General features: G+C 40.1%; 23 protein-coding genes. 3 read left to right on the forward strand and 20 right to left on the reverse strand.

Features of this window, described 5'->3' with window-relative positions; translation table 11 throughout:
* The first annotated feature begins 36 nt into the window (after positions 1-36).
* Complete coding sequence (locus tag EHQ70_RS05230; RefSeq protein WP_135584116.1) at positions 37-354, forward strand: STAS domain-containing protein; 318 nt, start codon at positions 37-39, stop codon at positions 352-354.
* Here EHQ70_RS05230 and EHQ70_RS05235 read toward each other — a convergent pair.
* The 10 genes from EHQ70_RS05235 to EHQ70_RS05280 all read right to left on the reverse strand — a co-directional run bounded on the left by EHQ70_RS05235 (position 351) and on the right by EHQ70_RS05280 (position 11,313).
* Complete coding sequence (locus tag EHQ70_RS05235; protein ID WP_135584118.1) at positions 351-1,106, reverse strand: CDP-alcohol phosphatidyltransferase family protein; 756 nt, start codon at positions 1,104-1,106, stop codon at positions 351-353. The two genes, EHQ70_RS05230 and EHQ70_RS05235, sit on opposite strands and share 4 nt — an antisense overlap.
* Positions 1,103-2,128 (reverse strand): tRNA (adenosine(37)-N6)-threonylcarbamoyltransferase complex transferase subunit TsaD, encoded by a 1,026-nt coding sequence (gene tsaD, locus EHQ70_RS05240; protein WP_135584120.1) that lies wholly within the window; start codon positions 2,126-2,128, stop codon positions 1,103-1,105. The genes EHQ70_RS05235 and tsaD overlap by 4 nt, the downstream gene beginning before the upstream one ends.
* A complete protein-coding gene (locus EHQ70_RS05245; protein WP_425270018.1) occupies positions 2,128-3,492 on the reverse strand; it encodes a S41 family peptidase in 1,365 nt (454 codons plus the stop codon). The genes tsaD and EHQ70_RS05245 overlap by 1 nt, the downstream gene beginning before the upstream one ends.
* A 1-nt stretch (position 3,493) precedes the next feature.
* Positions 3,494-3,784: an LA_1448 family UV-C exposure upregulated protein gene (locus EHQ70_RS05250; protein ID WP_135584375.1), complete on the reverse strand. Its 291-nt coding sequence runs from the start codon at positions 3,782-3,784 to the stop codon at positions 3,494-3,496.
* Positions 3,785-3,820: 36 nt separating this feature from the next.
* A complete protein-coding gene (gene lexA / locus EHQ70_RS05255; RefSeq protein ID WP_135584124.1) occupies positions 3,821-4,429 on the reverse strand; it encodes a transcriptional repressor LexA in 609 nt (202 codons plus the stop codon).
* Between the two features lie 50 nt (positions 4,430-4,479).
* Positions 4,480-5,661, reverse strand: coding sequence for an efflux RND transporter periplasmic adaptor subunit (locus EHQ70_RS05260; RefSeq protein WP_135584126.1), 1,182 nt, complete (start codon positions 5,659-5,661; stop codon positions 4,480-4,482).
* Positions 5,662-5,667: 6 nt separating this feature from the next.
* Entirely contained in the window at positions 5,668-6,993 is a 1,326-nt protein-coding gene (locus tag EHQ70_RS05265) for a TolC family protein (RefSeq protein WP_135584128.1), read from the reverse strand.
* Entirely contained in the window at positions 6,990-7,613 is a 624-nt protein-coding gene (locus EHQ70_RS05270; protein ID WP_135584130.1) for an inorganic pyrophosphatase, read from the reverse strand. The genes EHQ70_RS05265 and EHQ70_RS05270 overlap by 4 nt, the downstream gene beginning before the upstream one ends.
* Complete coding sequence (locus EHQ70_RS05275; protein WP_135584132.1) at positions 7,614-10,910, reverse strand: efflux RND transporter permease subunit; 3,297 nt, start codon at positions 10,908-10,910, stop codon at positions 7,614-7,616. It abuts the gene before it with no gap.
* A 76-nt stretch (positions 10,911-10,986) separates the two neighbouring features.
* Positions 10,987-11,313, reverse strand: a complete 327-nt coding sequence (locus tag EHQ70_RS05280) for a hypothetical protein (protein ID WP_135584134.1) — start codon at positions 11,311-11,313, stop codon at positions 10,987-10,989.
* Between the two features lie 150 nt (positions 11,314-11,463).
* Between EHQ70_RS05280 and EHQ70_RS05285 the strand changes: the two genes are divergently transcribed.
* On the forward strand, positions 11,464-11,784 hold the full coding sequence (locus tag EHQ70_RS05285; protein WP_135584377.1) for a bactofilin family protein: 321 nt from the start codon (positions 11,464-11,466) through the stop codon (positions 11,782-11,784).
* Positions 11,772-13,742, forward strand: coding sequence for a single-stranded-DNA-specific exonuclease RecJ (gene recJ, locus EHQ70_RS05290; RefSeq protein WP_135584136.1), 1,971 nt, complete (start codon positions 11,772-11,774; stop codon positions 13,740-13,742). Before EHQ70_RS05285 ends, recJ begins: the two co-directional genes overlap by 13 nt.
* 69 nt (positions 13,743-13,811) lie before the next feature.
* Here recJ and EHQ70_RS05295 read toward each other — a convergent pair whose 3' ends face one another.
* The 10 genes from EHQ70_RS05295 to EHQ70_RS05340 all read right to left on the reverse strand — a co-directional run bounded on the left by EHQ70_RS05295 (position 13,812) and on the right by EHQ70_RS05340 (position 24,547).
* A complete protein-coding gene (locus tag EHQ70_RS05295; RefSeq protein WP_135584138.1) occupies positions 13,812-14,345 on the reverse strand; it encodes a cupin domain-containing protein in 534 nt (177 codons plus the stop codon).
* A 100-nt stretch (positions 14,346-14,445) separates the two neighbouring features.
* Complete coding sequence (locus EHQ70_RS05300) at positions 14,446-15,888, reverse strand: NADH-quinone oxidoreductase subunit N (protein WP_135584140.1); 1,443 nt, start codon at positions 15,886-15,888, stop codon at positions 14,446-14,448.
* 3 nt (positions 15,889-15,891) lie between these two features.
* Entirely contained in the window at positions 15,892-17,631 is a 1,740-nt protein-coding gene (locus EHQ70_RS05305; protein ID WP_135584142.1) for a complex I subunit 4 family protein, read from the reverse strand.
* A gap of 1 nt (position 17,632) precedes the next feature.
* A complete protein-coding gene (nuoL, locus tag EHQ70_RS05310) occupies positions 17,633-19,561 on the reverse strand; it encodes an NADH-quinone oxidoreductase subunit L (protein WP_135584144.1) in 1,929 nt (642 codons plus the stop codon).
* Between the two features lie 4 nt (positions 19,562-19,565).
* A complete protein-coding gene (gene nuoK, locus EHQ70_RS05315; protein ID WP_135584146.1) occupies positions 19,566-19,886 on the reverse strand; it encodes an NADH-quinone oxidoreductase subunit NuoK in 321 nt (106 codons plus the stop codon).
* Complete coding sequence (locus EHQ70_RS05320; protein ID WP_135584148.1) at positions 19,883-20,500, reverse strand: NADH-quinone oxidoreductase subunit J family protein; 618 nt, start codon at positions 20,498-20,500, stop codon at positions 19,883-19,885. The genes nuoK and EHQ70_RS05320 overlap by 4 nt, the downstream gene beginning before the upstream one ends.
* Complete coding sequence (gene nuoH / locus EHQ70_RS05325) at positions 20,479-21,549, reverse strand: NADH-quinone oxidoreductase subunit NuoH (protein WP_135584150.1); 1,071 nt, start codon at positions 21,547-21,549, stop codon at positions 20,479-20,481. The genes EHQ70_RS05320 and nuoH overlap by 22 nt, the downstream gene beginning before the upstream one ends.
* A 16-nt stretch (positions 21,550-21,565) precedes the next feature.
* Positions 21,566-22,837 (reverse strand): NADH-quinone oxidoreductase subunit NuoF, encoded by a 1,272-nt coding sequence (gene nuoF, locus EHQ70_RS05330; RefSeq protein WP_135584152.1) that lies wholly within the window; start codon positions 22,835-22,837, stop codon positions 21,566-21,568.
* Position 22,838: 1 nt separating this feature from the next.
* Complete coding sequence (locus tag EHQ70_RS05335) at positions 22,839-23,327, reverse strand: NADH-quinone oxidoreductase subunit NuoE family protein (RefSeq protein WP_135584154.1); 489 nt, start codon at positions 23,325-23,327, stop codon at positions 22,839-22,841.
* On the reverse strand, positions 23,327-24,547 hold the full coding sequence (locus EHQ70_RS05340) for an NADH-quinone oxidoreductase subunit D (protein ID WP_208729494.1): 1,221 nt from the start codon (positions 24,545-24,547) through the stop codon (positions 23,327-23,329). The genes EHQ70_RS05335 and EHQ70_RS05340 overlap by 1 nt, the downstream gene beginning before the upstream one ends.
* Between the last annotated feature and the right edge of the window lies 1 nt (position 24,548).

Genomic DNA, 24,548 nt, shown 5'->3' on the forward strand with positions numbered 1-24,548 from the left:
TATTTGGTTCTTTCAGATGTTGTCTTAACTGAAGTTATGTTTCAGTATGAAATCAAACGAGAAAATGAAAAGGCCAATGTCCTTCTGGAAGGATCCTTATCCCTCCGAGACACACCTAAACTAAAAGCAGATATCAAAATCTTAATTGATACACCGGAAATAAAGGAACTCGTTTTCGATTTTAAAAATTTGAGTTACCTGGATTCTTCAGGGATTGGAATCCTTCTTCATACCTATAGTTGGACCAAAGAAAAAAACAAATTGGTTCGAATCATCCATCTTTCCGACGAAGTCCGAACCATATTTACCGTTGCCAACCTACTGGATATTTTCCAACTGAAAGAAGAAACTTAAACTCGATAGTCCTGGATGGTCTGGATGAGAAAGGAAACAATTCCAGAAAATACATAAAATCCCACAGCACCATACATCACATAAGGCCATCTGTAAAATCCAATGGCGAGTAACAAAAGTCCAAGCCCGATGATACTGATCCCTAATTTTTTCCAAGAGAAGAGTCCTCGGATTGCCACTTGTGGTTTGCTATAACGAAGAGTCGAAACCATAAGAAGAGCAGTGATCACAAAAAATAAAACCGCTGTCCAAACAGGAACTTGTGATACAGAAAACACCAAAGGAAAAATTCCAATCACAACCCCAGCCACAGGAGATGGAAGTCCGTTAAAAGATTTTGGATCATGTGCTACATTGAAACGAGCCAACCTGTAAGCTGCACAAATTGGGTAAAGAGCTGCAATGAACATCCCTAAAGGAAAATAATCAGGTTTGTCAAAGATATCTAGTTTGATATCATAAAAGAACATTTTGTATGATAAAAAACCTGGGGCAATTCCAAAGGTCGTAAGGTCAGCAAGACTGTCCAAGTCCGCACCAAGTTCACTTGTACAGTTGAGAGCACGCGCCGCCATTCCATCAAAACCATCGAATAACGCGGCTAAGATGATAAATACTCCCGCTAACGAGTAAAGTTCATGGGAGTTGGTTTGTGTTGGATTGGTTTCTGCTACAAGAAGCATCGAAACAAACCCTAAAGTTAAATTTCCAAGAGTGAGAGTATTCGGAATCCAGGTCAGTTTTAGTTTCATATTATTTGTTCAAAGTTTCGTTTGGGACTTACCTTAAAGTCGAGCCCCACAAAAAATTTTTGTTTCCAAAGATGGTATCCAAGACATGCCACCATCGCTCCGTTATCTGTGCAGTAAATTTTTTTGCCAGGATAAAATAGATCGAACCCTGACCTTTCCTTTTCTTTTTCCAAACTCTCCCGAAGAGTCCCATTGGCAAGGACTCCCCCCGCAGCCACAACCGTTCGAATTCCGGTTTTCTTTATCGCCTTCACAAGATTGCGGGTCACGAGTTCAAAGGCTGTCTTTTGAAAAAAATAAGAAATCTTTTCCACTGGCGGGTTTTCCGAATTTGCTTTCAGGTAATAGAGAACTGCCGTTTTTAACCCACTATAGGAAAACCGGATCAAATCCTCGCCATCTTCTTTGAGAAGTTTCGGAAAGGGATTTCCTTCTCCCTTGGTGGGAAGATAAGAATTTGCTTTTGCTTCTAAATAAGGCCCCCCCGGATAGGGAAGGTTTAAAACCGCACTGACCTTATCAAAGGCTTCCCCTAAGGAATCGTCCCTTGTGTCGGCAAGGATCTCTAAATCACCAAAATCTTTGTAAAGGTAAATGGACGAATTTCCTCCACTCAAAAGAACCCCAAGCCAAGGAAAAGGAGGTAGATCCAGTTCCAGACCAATCACAGCCAAATGTGCCTCTAAATGATTGACAGCCACAATCGGAATTCCATAGACCAGGGAAATACAACGAGCAAGCTGCGCTCCTATCATTAGAGAACCAACTAACCCTGGATAACTGGTAACTGCTACGTACTCCAAATCAGAATATTCGATCCCAGACTCTTCCATCGCAACGGCGAGTAGAGAATTGATTTTTTCTAAATGAGCTCTGGAAGCAATTTCAGGAACCACTCCCCGGTAAGGAGAATGGGAATCGATTTGGCTATAAATTTTTAAGGAAAGAAGATCCTTACCATCACGAACGATGGCAATGGAGGTTTCATCACAACTGGATTCAATTCCTAACCCGTAGGTCATTATTTCAAAATACGAATGGCTTCCGCAAGTTGGGTATCTAAATCCAACCGAGGTTTGGAATTGGAAGAGCCGGCTCTCATTTCATTGAATAAAAAAATGCGAGTCACTGAATCGGAAATGGTTAGATTTTCTTTTTTGAGGATAGCCGCAAAATCATTCAGAGCCGCTTCGTTGTATTCTGGATGTGTTTCTAAAAATGGTCGGATCAAATTCTTTTTAAAAAGTTTTTCCAAAGCATATTTCTCATCTTCGCTCGCAGCAATGGGATTTATAATATGATCAGGAGTGATTCCTTTTCCATGAATGGAAACTCCAGATGGAGTGTAGTATTTTTGGATGGTGATGGCAACACCTGTCCCACCAGATAAAGGGAAAATGGACTGAACACTTCCCTTTCCAAAACTTTGGGTTCCCACAACAATCGCACGTTTGTTGTCTTTTAACGCACCAGCTAAAATTTCAGAAGCACTAGCAGATCCTCCGTTTACCAAAATCGCAATCGGAATCTCTAAAAACTTTTTATCTTTTTTACCAGCTTTATAACTTTTTACAAGAACACCACCACGTCCTTTGACGGACACAATGTCCGCCTCTGGTGGTAAAAACAAATCGGCAAGATCAATGGCTAAATCCAAAAGTCCACCGGGATTCATTCGCAAATCGATGATTAGTTTTTTTGCCCCTGCTTCTTTCATGGCAGATACAGCCGAAGCAAATTCTTTTGCGGTGGTTTCTTTCCCCATAAACTGAACCAGTTTGATATAACCGGTTTCTGTTTCAGGAAGGTAATGCGATCTTACATATCGAATTTGGATGAGTTCCCTAACCAAATTCACAACAAAAGGATCTTTGATTCCTTTCCTTTCTATTTTCATAGAAATAGAGGAACCCACTTCTCCACGCATCATTCCAATTGATTCTGAGAGAGAAACAGACTTTGTACTTCTGCCATTGATTTCGATGATTTTGTCTTGGGGTTGGAGACCAGCCTTCCAAGCTGGTGTTCCTTCAATAGGAGCCACAATGATAAATGCATTTTCTTGGAAACTAATCTCTACGCCGATCCCACCAAAACTTCCTTTGGTTTCATTTTGTAATTCACCAAATTCGTCTGTGTCTAAAAACCTTGTGTGTGGATCACCTAGACTTTGTAAGGCGCCAAGAATGGCACCAGTATAGATTTTTTTCTCTTCTTGTGGATCCACATAATCATTTTCAATATAGGAAACCACTTCATGTAAAATCTGTAAGTATTTTTCCCCATCGGCGGAGATTGCTTTTACTTTCTCTGAACTAACAAAAAAAATAACGGTCGCCAAACAAACGGTAATACTACCCCAAACTAGACGTTCGGATACTTTAATTTTATTCATTTCCATAAATTGACTCGTATAGGGCTTTGTTTTCTTTTTTTAACATTTCTTTTGCTTCAGGAATTGAAAGTCGGTAGACCTCGCAAGCTTCTTCAAAGAGAGCACTGTCTGTGGGTGTCGGTCTTTTGGTATCTGCCATAAGACCTGTTTGGATTCGATTTTGTGCAAATCTCTCCAAGACACGTTTGAGATCATAAGCGTCGATTTCTTGTTTTTTGGGAGCGCAAGAGAGGAGAAGTGAAAGTAATAAAAATGTTGGGAGAAAGAAGAGATGTTTCGACATCCCTTCTAAACTCACTCTGAACGGGGCTTTGGTCAATCAGTAAATGCGGTAGAGACCGATTAGTTTCCCGATTATGGTAGCCTTTTTGGTACGGATGGGTTTTAATTTTGCATTTCTTGGTTCCAAACGGATCATATCTGCTTCCTTGTAAAAAACCTTGAGAGTGGCTTCGTTTTCAATCATCGCCACGACAATTTCCCCATTCCTTGCTGTATCCTTTTTTTGGATGATGGCAATGTCTCCATCGCTAATTCCCGCTTCCACCATCGAGTCCCCTTTGATTCGGAGAGCAAAGGTTCCTGGTTTGGCGGCCATTCCATCAGGAACAGCAATGTATTCTTCTATGTTTTCTTCTGCTAAAATAGGAGAACCGGCAGCCACTTGGCCAAGCAAAGGAATTCCCGAAGCCCGAACCAGGAGCGCTTCTTCGGCATTTCCTTTTAAAAGTTCTATGGCTCGGCTTTGGTTTTTCGAAGTACGAATATAACCTTTTTTTTCAATGGCCTTTAGATGGTCGTAAGCACCTTTGGCTGTGATTCCAAACTGGTCTCCCATTTCACGGATGGTGGGTGGAAACCCCTTCTCGCGCACTGTGTCCGTTATGTATTGCAGGACAGATTCTTGTTTCTCCGTGAGGTCTTTCATACTAAACAGATAACTAGGAAATAGGCGTTATGTCAACAAAAAACTAGGAGTTATAATTTTAAATACTCACTTTTTAAAACAAAACTTCCTTCTTCGACAATGGCTTCCCCAGATTCTACACCAGTGGTAACCTCAACCCAGTGGTCGTAAGTTTTTCCTACACCCACTTTTTTAGCAGAAAAAGATCCATCAGTGTTACGAACAAAGATAAAATTTTCACCTTCTATTTTATGGATACAATCAGCAGGTATCACCTTTGCTTTGTTTACTGATGATTCCACCATCGCACCAACAACGGTTGCTGTTACACTTTGACCGGGACGAAGCCTACCTTTTGAGTTTCTAACTTCTAAACGAATCTCTGCTGTTTTTTTAATCGGATCTATCACATCACCCACATGAGAGACCACTGCCTTTAATGAATCATCTTTTGATCCAATTGGGATTACCTTCGCTTCGTTCCCCACTCGAATGGATGCTAAATCTTTTTCATAAACTTCTAAATTAATCCACAATACACTCAAATCAGCTACGGTAAAAAGATTATCACGTGCATTCACGGCTTGACCAATGATGGCTTCTCTTTCAGTTACGGTTCCAGAAATTGGTGTTCGGATGTATAGGTTTTTAGAATTGTATTTACCCGCTTCTAAGTTTGCAATTTCCGATTCGTTTAATCCAAGATTTTCCAATGCGTTACGAGATGTTTCCATTTCTGCTTTTACAGATTTATAATCCATTAGAGACATTTCATATTCTTTAGCAGAGGTTACTTTTCTTTCATAAAGATCTTTTGCTCTGTCGGCTTGGACTTTTAATGCTTCGAGTCTTGCCCTAGCTTTTAGATAATTGGCTTCTGTGGTTCCGAGTTCTACCGATTGGATGGATGCAAGTGCTGTACTTTTTTTGACATGTTCCCCTTCCTTTACATACACCTGTACAATTCGTCCGCTCACACGAGAACCAACCTTTGCCACACTGTTCATGTCATAAGATACAGTTCCAGGAAGTTGGAGTTCTTCCTCTAAAGCTTTTTCCTCCAAATACACCAGAGAAAATGGATGGTTCTTTTGGATTTCTTGAGAAATAATAAATTTGGATTTATCATCCGTCAAAGCTTCCGTTTTTTTACCAGCCCCAAAAAATTTGGAATAACCAAAATAAGCTAAACTTCCCACGAGCACGAGAATACTGAGAGATCTAATATTCTTAAAATTGAAATTTGTTTTCATATAAATTTAAAACTCCGAGCTATCCATCTTTCCGATAGAAGCTTTGTATCCTTCCAAAGCATTATAATAGAGATAAATGATTTCATAATAACTACGAAGAACACTGAGATAGTTTTTCTCCGCCTCTAAAAAAGTTACTAAGTTAGAAGCCCCACGAATGTATGCAAGCCTCGACTTCTCTTGGACTTCTTTGTTTTTTTCCAAAAGACCCATCTTTTGGTAATCAAGTAACTGAGATTCTCTCGCTTGCAATTCCTTAATAGCCGCTGAAATTTCAGAAATGATTTCGTTCCGTTTGGCATCTACATCAAATCCTAATTTTTTATAAGATTCTTCTGATTTTAAAATCTCCCCTTGTTTACGATCAAACAAAGGAAGTGGTGTCGCGGCATAGATACCCGTTACGTTTTCATTTCCTTTATTTAAAAATTCGACACCCAAGGTTAAAGGAGGAATGATTTCTCGTTTCTTTAATTCAATATTCATTCTTTCTCTTTGTTGGCGAATTTTTAGCGCTACTAAGTCAGGTCGATCTTCAATATCAAAATCGTTGATTTCAATTCCAAACTCACGAGTGGAAAAAAATTCCAACCTTCCTTTGATCGTCAAAGGAGAATTGATATCGGAGATTCCAATCAAAACTCGTAAGTTTTTTACCACTTGCGCGCGCAGGATCCTTGCATTCCGATACTCACGTTCAATTTGAACCCGCTCCAAAGCCAAACGATCATATTCCAAAAAGGAAATATCACCTTTTTCTGCTCTGAGTTTGGTCAAATCCAAAAGGTCTTGGTAGTTTTCCAAAAATTCTTTTTGGTAATTGATCTGTTCCGTAACGTAAAGATAAGTCCAAAAATTTTGACGAAGACGAAGACGAAACAACCTGTCAAAGTCTCGAAAACTAGCAATTGTTCCGAGAAACTCTTGTTTTGCGACCTTTTCTCTTTGTGGAATGACTCCACTCATATCAAACGGTTGGTTGTAGATAAGTGAAGTTTCAGGTTTCCCAGTTGCGGCATTGGCAGAAGCACCCATAAACTGCTGTTGCATATTCACGATTGGATTATAATACAAACTTGCGGTAATAACGTCGCCTCTTGCCATACCAATGTTTTGTTTTTCACGAAGATACAGAGGGTTACTTGTTACAGCAAAATCTTCCAACTCATCCAAGTTCCATTTTTCTTTCGAATCTTGGGCACGAGAATCTTCACCGAGAAAAAACAATTCATCTTTCGAATGGAGTTCATACACTGCTTTTTCTTTTGGAAAAACAGAGAATGAATGGATTCCCAAAAGGGAAAAAAGTAAAAACTTCCGATTCAGCTTCATACAGTTACAAATTTCTTTATATAATCTTCGATCCCAAACTGAATCACTTTGATGGCTTCTTTACGATCATACACTTCTGTGATTTCAACTGTCCCGGTAGAAGGGGAGTTAGGATCTAACTTATAAGTTAAAAAATAATGGTGTAGTTTATTGATAAGTGCTTTCGGCACTTCGGAGATATCTTTGATTTCCCCGAACACTTCGTCCCCTTTTAGAACTGCCACAATTTTATCATCCGCTTCGCCTTTATCGATCATTCGCAGGCCACCAATAGGAATCACCGTTAATATCATATTCCCATGAGTGATTGGATTTACACTGAGAACACAAATGTCGATAGGATCCCCATCACCAATGATGTCTGGTCTTCCCACTACTTCCGAACAATGTTTTCCAGAAGCTTCTCCAGAAAATGTTCTAGGAATAAACCCATAGAGAGTCGGCGAACGGTTGCTATACTTTTGAGGTCTGTCCACTCGGATGAAACCAGAAGCTTTATCGATTTCATATTTTACTGTGTCTTGTGGTGTGAGTTCAATGAATACATCTAATTCATCGGGAGCCTTTGGTCCAAGCTCGAGTCCATGCCAAGGGTGTGCTACGTAATAATTCGGTTTCATTTAAGTCCTCTTTCTTTTAGATTTCTGATTTTGTTTATTTGTTTTGGAATCATCTTCATTTTGCAAATCTGGATGGTCCGTAGTTTCATGATGCGAATGGCCATGAGAATCGTGGATTTCAGATGCTTTGTATTTTCTCATTTCTTCTACAAAGTATTCATTCATCTTACGTTCCCTTTCCATTTGCCGGATTTCTTGTCTTTGTGCTAGTTTGACTAAAAACTCGAAAGCAATGGGAAGCAGAAAACGAGATAAGATGGTCGCAACGAGTACCCCTCCCATAACCACCGTTGCCAGTGGTCTTTGCACTTCTGCCCCAGCACTGGAAGCAATGGCCATAGGTAAAAATCCAATGATAGCTACAAGTTCTGTTGTAGCAACCGCCCTAAGTGTATATACCGCAGCTTCCACTACAGCTTTAGACGGATCACGAGTGACTTTCAATTGGTCTTTCAGCGCCGAAGCATAAACGACCCCATTTAACACGGATATACCGGCAGCGGCGATAAATCCAACTCCTGCCGGAATGGAAAAAGGAAGGCCACGAATCACGAGAGAAAGAATCCCTCCTGAAAGTGATAATGGAACTAAGATAAAAACTCCCAAAGCATAATAAACACTTCCAAACGCAATAAAAAGCATCGCAAAAATAATGGCACCAGCTATGGGGATGACAATGGCCAATCTATTTTTCGCACGAGTGAAGTTTTCAAATTGTCCACCCCAATCTACATAATAACCCTGGGGAAGGTCGGATTCAATGGACTGAGTCGCTGCTTGCACGTCATTCACAAACCCAATCATATCTCGACCACGAACGTTTACCTCTACAAGAATCCTACGTTTGAGACCTTCATGATAAAGAGCAGCAGGACCTTCTGTCATCATAATGTCTGTTACTTGTCCAAGAGGAACCGTTCCGCCAAGCTCAGTCATTACTGGAACGTTTTCAATCACTCCAATGTCCGTTACGTCGGCATCCAAACGAACAATGAGATCAAACCGTTTATATCCTTCATAAACCTTTCCTGCATTGGCTCCCACGCGAAGAGTTTCAATGGTAGTGAGAACTTCTTCTGCCCGAACCCCATAACGAGCCATATTCCCTCGATTCATTTTGATTTCGAGTAAAGGAAGGCCAAGTAGTTTCTGAACTCGTAAGTCAGCAGCTCCCTGGATTTTTTTGATTTTGGAGGCATAGTTATCAGCGATGGCTTTTAATGATTTTAAATCATCACCATAGATTTTAATTACAATATCCGCTTTGGAACCAGATAACAATGCATTGACGCGGTTTTCAATGGGTTGTGACAAACTAATGTAAGAAGAAGGAACATTCTGGTTCACAGAATTTTTCATAACCTCCATCAGTTCTTCGCGGTCGCTTGCCGAAACCCATTCTTTACGGGGTTTGAGTTTGACCATCATCTCCCCTTCTTCCGAACCAATGGGTTCTGCTGCAGACTCTCCTCGACCTTGCCTTGAGACAACACTCACTGCTTCTGGAAATTTCAAAATTACCTTTTCCATTTCCAAATTTAAATCTCTAGAATGGTTGATGGCAGTGGAGGGTAATCTTTTGATATCAATCGCAATTTCTCCTTCGTCAATCCTCGGTAAAAATTCGGAACCAAGAGTGGATGCGAGAACAAAAGAGAGTAATACCACACCAATTCCCGCATAAGTAAATTGGCGTTTAAACTTCATCCCATAAGTTAAAACTTCCGCATACTTAGTTTGGAATTTATCCCAAAAAGCCGACTCATGTAAGATTGGTTTTTTGTAAATATAAGACATTAAGGCTGGAAATGTTGTAATCGAATACAAAAGAGCAGCACCTAACGCAAAAGCTACGGTAATGGCCATTGGACGGAACATTCGGCCTTCCACTCCTTCCAGTGTCATCAGAGGTAAATAAACGAGTAAAATAATCCCCACACTAAAAGCAGAAGCCCGCACCACTTTGATACAGGACTCCATAATGACTTCTTCCATCCCATCTTCCATATCCTGGGCAGTGGTCTTCGAAAGAAGGAAACTCTTACGAAGTAAAAATCCATGGAGTGTGGACTCTAACATTACAATAGAACCATCCACCAGAAGTCCGAAGTCGAGAGCTCCCAGTGACATGAGGTTTCCCACAATCCCAAAGGCATTCATAAGAATGGTGGCCACCATCATAGAAACAGGAATCGCAAGAGCCACAGCAAAGGCTCCCTTTACAGTTCCTAAAGTAAGAATGAGACAAACAAGAACGATGATGGCGGCTTCCACCAAATTGGTAAATACTGTCGAAAGGGTTCGGCCAATGAATTCAGAACGGTCATAGTAGACTTGAATTTTCATCCCATTCGGAAGGCGGGATTCAATTTCTTTCATCTTTTCTTTGACTCGACTCACCACCTGAAGTGAGTTACTACCCAGCAACATCATAGCCGTCCCACCCACAACTTCACGTTTCCCGTTCATGGTGCTAAGACCAAAACGTAGTGCTGGTCCTGTTTCTACTTTTGCAATTTGCCCAAGTGTGAGTGGAATTCCATCTCTTGATGTTCTAACAGATAATCTTGTAATGTCATCAATGGATTGAAATTGACTTTCTCCCCGGATCACAAACTGCTCTTCCCCTTTTTGGATGTATCCACCACCCAGGTTTACGTTGGCACCTTCCAACGCCTCTGTGATATGAGAGAGTGTTAAATTGTGAGATAACAAACGTTTGGGATCAATTTTGATTTGAAACTGTTTGGCATCTCCCCCCACAACGTTTACATCAATGATTCCCTTAACGGAACGAAGTTGTCTTGCAACTTCCCATTCCATAACAGTTCGGAGTTCTTCTGGAGTATGACTTTCGGATACAAGGGCAAATTCATAAATATCACCAAGACCTGTGGCAATCGGCGAAAGTTCCGGTTTCCCGTATGATTTTGGAATAAAATTTTCTGCTTGTTTCAACCTTTCATTCACAAGTTGCCTTGCAAAATAGATATCTGTTCCGTCTTCAAAGATAACAGTCACAGAACTGACACCAGTTCTTGAGATCGAACGAATCTCTGTCACCTTTGGCATCCCGTTAAACTCAAGTTCGATGGGATAAGTAATAAATTGTTCCACCTCAAGTGGAGAAAGACCAGGAACAGAAGTCACAGCCGATACCTGGACATTGGTGACATCGGGAATGGCATCAATGGATAGATGAAGCGCATTGTAAAAACCAATAATAGTTAATGCTGCTGTCAAAACGAGGACTGTGGCTCGTTTGTGAATGGAAAACTGAATGATTTTTTCTAACATAATTCCTATTTCAAATTCTAGTACACCCCAAATCCTAAAATTAGGTTGGAATTTAAGACTAATCTACATGCAACGATTAAGCCAAAAACGGTGGTGGAAGGTATAGAAAGTGAAATAAGATGAGAATTTCAGGAAAAAATAGAGTTTCGGTCGAGAGTGTGGACCAACGAAGGACAGAAATCTTCACGGGAGGTTGGATCCGACGAGAAGGAACTAGTTTTAAAACTTGGTTGGATTCTTTAGATGAGGAAAGAACACGAGTCGTTTCTTCTAACTCGTAGGATTGGTATTGGAAATCCAAATCTTCGAGAGGAGAAACAAACCGGTCATCGACCAGATTCAGATTGATGAAAACCGCTAAAAGCAGGATGAACCCTGACTTCCAGAAGCGCCTAATTTTCACTATTTTTTCCTATCTGACACCCAGGTTCAAGAATCGACCCAGAGACTCAAGAGAAAACCCTTGAAATATGAACTTTTTTCCATTTCCTTTTGGTTACAAATACTTGTGTAGTTGCCAAAACTCGAGAGTCAAACAAGACTATCCCTACCGATGAAAGACGAATCTATAGACACAATCATTAGCGACGACATCACGTTTCGCGGAACCCTTTCCTTCAACCAAACATTAAAAATCAAAGGTCAATTCAAAGGCACCATCACTTCACAAGGCAAACTCATCATTGATGAAACTGGTGATGTAGAAGCCGATGTAGAAGTGGGAAGCCTTGTGGTTCATGGAAACCTCAAAGGTAATGTAGACGCAAAAGAAAAAGTAGAACTTAAAAAAAATGGAAAGGTCATTGGTGATATCAAAACACCTGGACTCGAAGTAGAATTCGGTTCCAAAATTATTGGCAATTGCATCATGTAACCAAGGTTCACTTCGGACCACTACTCGCCGAAGTACGAACCAAAGTTGATTCGAAACGTCCCCTCTTACGTTACTTAGTTGATAAAAGAGAGGGGCTTCGTAACATCCATCCGAAAGAACTTCTTAATTCTGATTTTTCTTGTCTTCATTCACCCTACTCTCTTCCCGATCTTTTAGATGCTGTAGAGCTTATACTCGAGTTTGCGAAAGCAGGAAAGAAAATTCTACTCTATGGCGATAGAGACTCAGATGGAGTGAGTTCCACCTGTTTGCTTGCCTTCTTTTTAAAATCCCACCAGGAGTTTTCCAATATCAATTTAGAAGTAATGGTTTCTTCCGAAAGTGATCCTTATGGTCTTTGTAAAGAAGCACTCGTTAAAATCAAAAAAGTGAAACCGGATCTTCTTGTGACACTCGACTTTGGTTCCAGTCAGGCCGATGAAATCGAAGAACTCACAAATACAGGAATCCAAGTCATTGTTCTTGACCACCATGAAGTTCCTGTCCGAATTCCAACAAACTGTGCTTTGGTGAATCCAAGAAGAACAGATTCAATCTATCCAGAAAAAAAAATCTGCACAGCTGTTTTATCTTTTAAATTAGTATCCGCGATTCTTTTTCGTTTGAGCGATGAATTTGGTAGGATCTATGTTAAATCAGAAGTGGAAGAAGGATCTGGAAAAACAAGATTGGTTTACTTCCAAAATGGAATCCGGATTCAGGAAGAAAATCTTTCCAACTTAGCAATCGATGAAAAGTCCGTTTCATCCTATCCCGAGGATTTTGTAACTCCGATTCCAGTAGATACAGAACGAAAATTATTCTTTTACCAATGTTCCAAAATCCCTGATTTTTTCTCTAGTTTAGAAGAAGAAACAGACCTAGCTGGGATTGGAACCATAACCGATATGATGCCACTCATTGGGGAAAATCGTCATTTTGTAAAATTAGCTTTAAACTCTCTCACCAAACTTTATGCAGGTGATAAAAAAAGAAAAGGACTTTCGGAACTTTTAAAAGAACTGAAACTAAGCCCCCAAGGTGTCACCACAAAAGATCTTGGTTGGTCGATTGGACCAGTTCTCAATTCCGCAGGCCGGATGGGGAAAACAGAAGAAGCTGTTTCCTTACTTTTATCGGAAACAGTAACGGATGCCAAAACAAAAGCAAAACAACTTCTTTCCATCAATGAAGAACGAAAAGAAAGAACCAAACGTAATATGGATAGGGTGGAACGTTATTTCGCCCGCAAACCAGAAAGAACAACCAAAGAAATTGTATTTTGTTATGAACCAGATATGGAACCGGGTGTCAGTGGAATTGTTGCCACAAGAATGGTGGATACTTATAAAAAACCTGCAATCTTTCTAGCACCTGATAATGGTGATGCGAGAGGAAGTATCCGTTCTTATGACAAAGAAAATGTTCTCGAACTATTAGAATCACTATCTCACCATTTTTTGCACTTCGGAGGCCATCCAGAAGCCGGAGGATTTTCCATCCAAATCGATAAAATCCCTGCTTTCGAAGCCGAATTGTACAATGCCGCCAAAGAATGGTTGACCCAAGACAAAGAAAGAGAAAACACCCATTCGATTGAAACTGACTTTACCGTCCTTACCGAAGAAATGGGAGACCGATTGCTCAAAGAATGGAAAGACTTGGAACCTTTTGGGCAAGGGAATCCAGATATCAAACTTGCCATTCGAAATGCCAAAGCCATTCACCTAACACCACTCAGTGGAGGGAAACATGTTCGGTTTCACTTAATTGGAAGTGGGTCTTTAAAGTATATGATCTGGAATAAAGGTGAAGAATTCCAGAAGTTCATGTCGGAACATGGAAGTTTTGATTTGGTAGGGAGTTTAGAAGAAAATTTTTACCAGGGAAGAACCACTCTACAGTTCATTGTGGAGTGGTTTGGGATCGCGGCGGAAAATCCCGCCCAATCAAACTAAAGTTTTTTACTTTCTAAATTCTTTCGATGTTTCGGAAATTCTTTCAGATCCGAAAGAATTTCCAATCTATCAAACGTTAACAAGAACCTTGGACTCATCCACATAAACAGGAGTCCATCCAGAATTGTCTTTAAAGTAACGAACCGCTTTGATTCTTAAATTTTGATCTAGAGTAAACCAGTGGTTGGTGTTGGCCGGGATTGAAATGAAATCTCCCTTCCCTACATGAACTTCAAATTTTTCGCCATCGATGATAAATCCGAAAACTCCACTTCCATCGATAATATAACGCACTTCTTCATCAGTATGGATATGTAATTTGTCAAATTTGGCTAACATGTCTTGGATTCCGGGAACTTCATCATGAAGCACGACTAGATCATTCGCCTTATAGCCATGATCTTTTTTCAATTGGTCAAATCGGTATTCCAATCCAGAAAGAACTTCTGCTTTTTCCGCATCATTTAATCCCTTTTGGCCAAGGACAATGTCCAAAGCTTCCGGTGTTTTATAGGATTCATACACAAGTCCCTTGGAGACAAGGAAGGCACGAATCGCATCACCTTCTGTAAGGGTTTCTGTTTTTCTAATAATTGTTGCCATATACTTTACCTACCTTTGAACCAGTCTTTCGATCCCAAGATTTGGATCAATCCGTTTTTCGTTATCCTGGAACTATTTCCACTATAACAGATTTAAGGATTTATAACAAAGCACCTGGTTGGAAGAAAAGCCAACCTGCCGCAAAAAACACACTGAGTAAAAATACCAAAAACCCAAGGGTTGGCATACTGGGCAGGTCTCGAACTCCTGCCACTGCTCCCGTTTCCTGTTTCATATAGGACTGGATGGTGATCTTCATATAATAGTAGAAGGCCACACAAGAGTTTGCCACGGCACCGAAAAGAAGGATCCGGTTGAATAATAAATCCGACTCAGCAATTTTCTGCAAAAGGAAAAGTTTGGACCAAAATCCAATGAAGGGAGGAAACCCAGCAAAGGATAAAAAAACAATCGAAAGGGAAAGTGCTGTTAACGGGTGTTCGCCGCTCAAATGAGAAATCCCTTCTACAGTGACTTCATGTTTCCCTTGTTCTAAATAAGAAATGATAGCAAAGGCAACCAAATTCAAAAGGGAATAGGAAAAAAGATAATACAAGGCTTCTAGGCTTGCCCCAGAAACAATCCCTGCGACAATATAACCAGCATGGGAAATAGAAGAATAAGCTAACATTCGTTTGAGGTTTTCTTGCCTCAGAGCAACAATATTTCCCCAAGTCATGGAAACAAGGGCAATCACTCCCATTAGGATTTTCCAAGACTCACCAATAACGCCAATGGGAACATGATTGAAAAGAACAATGATCAAACCAAGAGCAGATGCTTTTCCCGCACTGGCCATAAAACCAGTGATCGGTGTTTGGGCGCCTTCATACACATCAGGTGTCCAAGAATGAAAAGGAACGAGCGCTGCCTTAAAGGATACACCTACCAAAAACAATCCAAAACCTAGTTTAGAAAAATTGGATTCATAACCTTTTAGAAAAAGTCCACGAAGGGCACCGTCAAGATTTGTAGTTCCCGATCCACCATACAAAAATGCAATTCCCAGTAACATAAACCCAGAACTAAAAGATCCGAGTAAAAAGTATTTCATGGCACTTTCTAAGGAAGACACAGAAGAACGAGCCATTCCAATCATTACATACAATGCTAATGAAAGGATTTCTAAACCGACAAAGATAACAATAAAATCATAACCAGAAGTGAGAAACATCATCCCCGACAAACAGAAAAGAAGAAGAGGAAAGAACTCAGGAAATAATGTTTTATGTTGTGCGAGAAATGGCGGAGCAATGAGAAGTGTGATCAGACCAGCAATCAAGTAAATGGCACTTAACCAAACCGTGAGGGGACTGAGTGAAATTTGAGATCCGAAAAATTTACCATACCCTGGAGAACCAGTTGTATGGTATAAGGCATACATAGCACCAAGAATTCCAAGAATGGAAAGAACCCATAAAGGTTTGGAATCCTCTTCATTCGGAACAAAAAATTGAACCACAAGGGAAAGTAAAGCAACCCCACAAAGAATGAGCATGGGAGATATTGCGATTAGGTCATTGGCAGAAGGAGTATATGACATTTGTTAGTTTCCTATCGTCTCTTTCGGTATTGGTTCCAATGGGAAATCAGACTCTATGGATTTTTCCAAATTGTCTAAATTTTCATTCAGATTTGGTGTTTCTAATTTGGCAGAAACAAAACTCGGAAGTGCATACTTCGATCGAAAAGAACCCAGTCTTTCTTCAAAAGAAAGTGGTTCCACTCCCATAGTAGAATAATCAGAAAACTTTCGAGTTACGTTTCCACCAAGGAAGTCTTTCCTACTTTCTTTTCTTTCTGAAATGGACTGAACCGAAGCTGCATTTAAATACACATTAGCAGAAGACTGCAAGATCTCTAAAAATGGTTTTGGATAAATTCCAATCCAAAAAATAAAAATGACAAGCGGTGTCAAAATCCCCACTTCTCTAAAAGTTAAATCTTTGTAAGGTTTTGCTTGGATGGTTTTACTCACCCCAAACAGGAATCGTTTCACAAACCATAACAGATACAATGCACCAAGCACAACACCGGTCGCAGCAATTCCGCCAAGCCAAACATTCGATTTGATGGCTCCCATTAAGATCAAAAATTCACCCACAAACCCATTGGTTCCAGGGAGACCAACAGAAGATAAAACGGCAATCAGAAAGAAGGTAGAGAAAACTGGCATTTGTTTGGCGAGTCCACCAAACTCACTTATGTTTCGAGTATGCGCTCTCTCATAAATCATACCGATCATAAGAAAGATCATCCCAGTCGAAACACCATGGGAAATCATCTGCAACATTCCACCCACAACACCTTCACTTGTGAAAGAAAAAAGACCCAAAATACAAAAACCTAAATGGGATAAGGAACTATAAGCAATGATCCGTTTGATATCGGTTTGAACAAGAGCTGCCATAGATCCATATACAATTCCAATCACTGCAAGGATTTGGATTCCATCTTGTGAGAAAAGACTAGGTTCAGGGAAAAAAGGAATACAAAACCGAATGAAACCATAAGCTCCAATCTTTAACAATACACCTGCCAAATCCACCGAACCAACTGTAGGCGCTTGGGTATGAACATCCGGCATCCAAGTATGAAAAGGGAAAAGTGGAATTTTAACAGCAAAAGCCAGGAAAAAGCTAAAAAACAAAAACCATTGCAGAGATTCTGAATACACTCCTAAATCCGCAGTTGCTAAAGATTCAATGGATGTTTTTCCTGTTTTGAAGTAAAGGGTAAGTATACCACCTAACATAAACAAGGAGCCAGCCATTGAAAACAAAAAGTATTTTAAAGCGGCTTTGGTTCTGTCTTCCCCACCCCAAATTCCAATCATGAGAACCATTGGTAAAACCATCAGTTCCCAAAATACATAGTAAAGAACCAAGTTCCCTGCGGCAAACACCCCGAGTACGGCTGTTTCTAAAACGAGTAAACAAATATGAAATTCTTTGATTTTTTTGGGAATGTTTGACCAAGAAGCAAGGCTCGAAAGAAAAAACATAAACGCCGTGAGGCCAAACAACAAAAGTGAAACTCCGTCCAAACCCACATGGTAATCTACACTGAGTTTTCCAGATAAAATCCAATCTGGAATCCAATGGACAAACTGAAGACCCGACTTAGTGGGATCATACAAAAAAAACAATCCTACTGATAGGATAGTTGTAAATGCAGAAGATAAAGCAGAAATAACAACAACTGTTCCCATCCGTTTTTGGAAAACGATAACGGCTGCAGAAAGAATTGGTAAAAAGATAATGAAGGAAAGAATTTGTTCCGGCACTTTACACCCCCCTCGTTAATAGATACACTAAGATACAAAATGTACCAATGACTACATACAATGCATAATCTCCAATGAATCCCGATTGGAGGCGACGAAGTCCACCTGCGATCACACCAAAACTAAGACCAATATTTAAGAAAAATCGATCGAGGATTTTGGTATCAAAGAAAAAAGCAATTCCTTTTGATAGAAAGAGAAAAGGACGAACCAAAACAAAATCATAAATTTCATCGATATAGTATTTGTGGAAAAGAATCTTTCGAAAACCAGTATGTTCCTCAAGAATAGGATTTTGTTTTCTTTGGTATAAGAAATAAGCTAAGATGAGGCCGATCGTGGCAATGGCTACAGAAAAGGCAGCTAGAGAAAGTTCCACGTCATGAACGAGTGACTTATGTTCGGCGAGACTTCCTTTAAGAGAAGCCAATTCATAACCCTTACTCAAAACAGGTGCAAAGTATCTTTCTAAAGTATCAATGTGTAAAAAGAAATGTGGTGTTTGTAAAAATCCAACCACAACAGCACCGATGGCAAGAACCACAAGAGGAAAGGTCATAGTCCAAGGTGATTCATGTATTTTGTGGTGAGAGTCTGTATTGTCCTTACCAAAGAAGACAACGAAAACAAGACGGAACATATAAAACGAAGTGAAAAACGCAGCCACGATCCCCATGGTCCAGAGGATAGAACCATACGCTCCATAGGTATAAGCTTTTTCTAAAATTAAATCCTTAGAGAAAAATCCAGAGAAAGGAAAAAATCCTGAAATGGCAAGGGTTCCCAGTAAAAATGTAAAGGAAGTGATTTTGATTTTGCTAAAAAGACCTCCCATATTTTTGATATTTTGTTCGTGGTGGAGAGCATGAATCACGGAACCTGCCCCGAGGAAAAGTAAGGCTTTAAAAAAGGCGTGAGTCATTAAATGGAAAAGTCCTGCCACATAACTCATACTTCCCATAGCAAGAAACATAAAACCTAGTTGGGAAACTGTTGAGTAAGCTAAGATTTTTTTAATATCGTTTTGTAAGGTTCCAATTGTTGCAGCAAAAAGTGCTGTTGTGGCACCAATACAAGCAATAAACAAAGAAGTTTCTGGTGCGAGTAAAAATACAAAGTTTAAGCGAACAATGAGAAATACTCCAGCAGTTACCATAGTCGCCGCATGGATGAGGGCCGAAACAGGAGTTGGGCCAGCCATCGCATCTGGAAGCCAAACAAAAAGAGGGATCTGTGCCGATTTACCCATAGCCGCAACGAAGAAAAAGAGAGCCACTATATTGGCATAGTTAGCAAATTCACCTAACCCATTTAAGTTAGTCTGAAGTTCTAAATATTGCAAACTACCGCCAAACCAAAAAAGAAAACCGGTTCCTAAAATAAAACCAACATCCCCAATTCGGTTTAAGATGAATGCTTTCATCCCCGCTTCTGCAGCAGTATTTTTATCATAGTCAAAACCAATTAAGAGATAAGAAGAAAGTCCTACTCCTTCCCAACCTAGGAAAGTTAATACTAAGTTGTCACTGAGTACAAGATTCAACATACAAAAGATGAATAAATTCAAATAGGCAAAAAATCGGTTATAACTTGTGTTCCCTTTCATGTATCCCATAGAATACAAGTGGATGAGTGACCCAATTCCCGTAATGATCAGAGTCATATACAAGGAGAGTTGATCGATTTGGAATCCAAATGAAGATTTAAAATTTCCAATCACAATCCAATCAAAAACAGAAACCAAATGTGGTGCTGTTCTTTCCATAGGACGGAACTCGTTAAACGCGCCTAAGGTGATGAGAAAAGGAATAAAAACTGCTAAAGTTCCAATGGCACCAGCCATCCGATGAGGGATTCTTCCTTTCAAAAAACCATTAAAAAGAAATCCAAGGAGAGGAAGAAAAACAACTAAAGGAAATATCTCTAACATAGGATTACCATTTCATCGATTGGAGTTCATCCACATTGGTGGATTTTTTATGCCGGAAAATGGCAATCACAAGGGCAAGGCCCACAGCTGCTTCTGCTGCAGCAATTGCCATCACAAAGAAAACAACAGTTTCACCAGAGATATGGGAAAGGGCTTTTGAAAAAGTAACAAAAACTAGGTTCACCGAATTCAAAATTAGTTCCACCGACATAAAGATGATCACAATATTCCTTCGAATGAGAACACCCAAAACTCCAATGGAAAATAAAATTCCAGCAAGGCCAAGGATATAGGAAACGGGAATGTCATTAATGATTGGGTTCATAGGACGTTATCCTTTGTTTGTTCTACTTCCGTAGGTTTCTTTTTGGCTAGGATCACTGCACCAAGAACAGCTACGAGAAGTAAGATAGAAATCATTTCAAAAGGGAGAAGATAATCTAAATATGTGGATGCACCCACAACACCAACGTTTCCTTTTGCATTCACCGTAGCCGTTCCTTGGATGGGAAAGGAATACTCACTTTGTTCATATCCTTTTCCCATTTGGTCTGAATGAGGAACACCAGTGGTAAGTGCCGAATACAACAAAAAGAAAAACCCAAAAATAAAAACAGAAAGTATAACCAAACGAATTGGATGTTTTCTGTAACGCGACAAGGTTTCTGCCCTTTGAGAAAGTAACATCAGAACAAAAACCACAAGAACCATAATGGCCCCCGCATACACTAACACCTGCATGGTTGCAATAAACAAAGCTCCCAAAATTCCGTAGATCCCTGCCAAAGCAAAAAAAGTAAAAACTAAGGAAACAGCAGAAACCACTGGATTTTTTTGGAATACGACACTAAGAGCCGTAATCACAGTCACTGTTCCAAAAAAGATAAATAACAAAAAGGAAGGAGAAGATTCTAGGTTCATATAAATAATTTCATCCATCCTTCTTTCCAATATACTGTGTAAATGGCCGCGAACATAACGGCAAAAAGTCCCCAAGGGATCATTTTTTTCCAACCCAGTTTCATCAATTGGTCATAACGAAAACGAGGAAGGGTCCACCTTACCCAAATGAATAGAAAGGCAAAGAATAGAACTTTTAGAATAAAAAATCCAAGTCCATAAAACGCCTGGAATTCTGAACCGGCTCCTAATTGGAAAGGAACATTGTATCCGCCAAAAAAGAGTAAGGTGGTGAGACAAGACATGGTAATCATATTCATGTATTCAGCCAAAAAGAAAAGTGCGAACTTAAAAGCACCGTATTCTGTATGGAAACCCACAACCAGTTCCGATTCGGCTTCTGCAAGGTCAAAAGGAAGGCGATTGGTTTCAGCAAACATCGCAGTCACATAAATAAAAAAAGCAACAAACCCAGGAGGAGATAAAATATTCCACATATCTTTTTGAGAATCACTGATGTCTGTTAGCTTGAGTGATCCAGTCATAATCACAATCACAACAATCGAAAGACCCATAGGAAGTTCGTAACTGATCATCTGAGCCGTAGAACGAACACCACCGAGTAACGAATATTTGTTGTTACTCGACCAACCCGCAATCATAATCCCGTAAACAGAGAGAGAAGAAATGGCAAGCATGTACAAAACCCCTGAATCGGGATTGGCAATTTGTAAATCTATAGTCGTGACACCAGTAAGTGCCGCGAGCCATTCCGGTGCCGGAAGACTTCCCCCAAAAGGAATCACAGCCCAAGCCATAATGGCACAGGTCATGGAGATTGTGGGAGCCAAAAGATACATCCCTTTGGATACGTTTTTTGGGAAAATTTCTTCTTTGGCAATGAATTTGATTCCATCAGCAAGTGGTTGGAAAAGTCCAAAAATTCCGGCTCTATTGGGGCCAGGACGATCTTGGATAAAACCAGCAAACTTACGTTCGGCGAGCGTATAATAAGCAACACCCGTTAGAATGATAAAAAATAATGAGAGGATTTTGATCCCCCAAGCAAGTATTAGAGCCCAGTCCATAATGTTTCGGTGACCTTTAGTGAGAGATACTCACTTCCTTTTTCAATCGAGCCGAGAACTCTCCTTTAAACTTTGTCATCGTTGGGCGAACTGCCATTACGCAAGCATCCGCTAACGGACAGATGGTGGTTCCACCTTCCATATTTCTAGACAAAGAAAAAATGAGTTCTACATCTTTTTCTGTTCCTTCCCCGGTTTTGATTTTATGGAGAAGATCTTTTACCCAATGTGTTCCTTCACGACAAGGTGTACATTGGCCACAAGATTCATGAGAATAAAATTCTGCCAATCGGTATGTCGTTTCCACAAGGTCAGCATCTTCTGATAAAATGATGACAGCTCCAGAACCTAACATTGATTTGAGTGATGCAATCGACTCATAATCCATAGTTGCGGTCATCGCTTCTTCTGAATTCAGGATAGGAGAAGAACTTCCTCCTGGAATCACCGCTTTTAAAGTTTTATCGTTTTTGATTCCACCACAAATATCGTAAATGAGTTCCTTCATCGGAGTTCCCATTTCCACTTCATAAATCCCTGGTTTTTTCACATGTCCGCTGACCGCAAATAGTCTTGTCCCTGGTGATTTTTCTGTTCCGATTTTTTTGTATTCATCACCCGTCATACGAATGATATGCGGGACATTACAAAATGTTTCCACATTATTCACAACCGTTGGGCAAGCATACAATCCAGACACGGCAGGGAATGGGGGTTTGAGTCGTGGGTGGCCCCTCCTTCCCTCAAGGGAATTGATAAGTGCAGATTCTTCTCCACAAATATAAGCGCCAGCACCAGAATACACTGCTAAATCAAAATCGTATCCGAGTCCTAAGATATTTTTTCCAAGAAGGCCTGCTTTGTAAGCTTCTTCCACTGCCTCTTCCACGATACGAATTCCTTTATGGAATTCTCCTCGAATGTAAATATAACCTTGATGAGAATCAATAGCTTTTGCTGCAATGACCATCCCTTCGATGAGCATATGCGGGAATTTTTCAATGAGAAGTCGGTCTTTGAAAGTTCCGGGTTCTCCTTCATCTCCATTACAAATCAAATATTTGGGTTTGTCCGTTTTGGGAATGAATCCCCATTTGTTTCCAGTAGGAAACCCAGCACCACCGCGACCACGAAGGCCAGAGTTTTTTACATCGTTTACAATTTGTTCGGCGGTCATTTCGGTAAGGGCTTTTTTTTGGCTTTCATACCCTCCTACCGAACGATAATGATTTAAAGTATGAGAATCAGCAGCACCAACATGAGTTGTGAGAAGAGTTTTTAATCCCATTTTATACCTGCTTTTCCAATTCAGAAATGATGGCTTCGATTTTTTCCGGTGTTAGATTTTCATAATATTTGTCATTGATTTGAGCCACTGGGCCAAACCCACAAGCACCTAAACACTGCACTTCATCCACCGTAAACTTTTTGTCACCAGTGGTTTCTCCTGCTTCTATTCCTAACTTAGAACAAACATGTTCAGTGATGGAATCAGACCCAGAAAGATAACAAGAAATATTTCCACAAATTTGGATATGGAACTTACCGACCGGTTTTTTGTTGTACATGGTGTAAAAGGTGGCAACCCCATGAACATGTGCGAGTGAAACCGGATCACCAATACGACTGGCAATGTATTCCATCCCTTCCTGATCCACAAAACCTTTGTCAGCTTGTAATAAAAAAAGACAGGGTAAAATTAACGAACGTTTGCTCGGGAACTGCGGAATCAATCTTTGGAATCTTTTTTCCGAATCTTGTGAAAATTGATAAGCCATTAACAATCTAACTCCCCTGCAATGACATTGAGTGAAGACATAGTAGCAATGGTATCAGCAAGGAGTCCTCCTTTAACAAGTTCTGGGAATGCTTGGTAATACCAAAAACAAGGACGTCTCACATGCACTCTCCAAGGAGTTTTTTCTCCTTCCGAAACTACATAAAACCCGAGTTCTCCATTGGCTGCCTCGGTAGACATATAGTATTCTCCAGGAGGAACCTTCACTCCGTGCATGATAATTTTAAAATGATAAATGAGTTCTTCCATATTGTTGTACACACGGTCTTTTGGTGGAAGGAAAGTGTGAGGAACATCTGCGTGGTATGGACCTTCAGGAATTCCATCAATCAGTTGTTCGATGATTCGCATGGACTGACGCATCTCTTCCATACGAACTAGAGTTCGATCAAGAGCGGATCCATCTTCCCCAACAGCAATATCAAAATCGACCTTATCATACAACATATAAGGATCGTCCTTTCTTACATCCCAAGGAACACCAGCCGCACGAAGGTTCGGTCCAGAAAATCCATAAGCTATGGCACGTTCTGCAGAAAGACCACCAATTCCGGCAGTCCTTTCATTGAAAATTTTATTACGAATGAGTAATTCCTGGAATTCATCCAAAGCAGGTTTTAACCCTTTGATGACCATTTTGATTTCGGATTGGAATTCAGGGTAAATATCTCTTTCCATTCCGCCCACGCGACAGAAAGTTGTAGTCAATCTAGCGCCCGTTAGTTTCTCAAGGATTTGATAAATATTTTCTCTATGATGGAACAAATGCAGTAGGCCAGAAAAAGCACCAAGATCCACACCCATAATTCCATTACAAATGATATGATCCATCATTCGAGAGAGCTCAGAAATGATCATACGGACGTATGTGACTCGTTCCGGAACTTCGATCTGCATCATTTTTTCTACGGTGAGAATCCAACCAATATTATTGAGTGGAGTGGATACATAGTTCATACGATCCGTACAAACTAAGAACTGATTGTAATCGTAACGTTCGCCTAGTTTTTCAAAACATCGATGTACATAACCAATCACTGATTCTGTATCGACAACTCGTTCTCCATCAATTTGGATTACGTTTTGTAAAATTCCATGTGTGGCAGGATGGCTTGGACCAAGGTTGACTAGTAAATGGCCTTCCGGTAGGTCTTTGAATTTTTTGCCAAAATGTTCGGCTGTTTTTTCATACATTACCATA

It is taken from the genome of Leptospira congkakensis, from assembly GCF_004770265.1.
Taxonomy (GTDB): Bacteria; Spirochaetota; Leptospiria; order Leptospirales; family Leptospiraceae; genus Leptospira_A; species Leptospira_A congkakensis.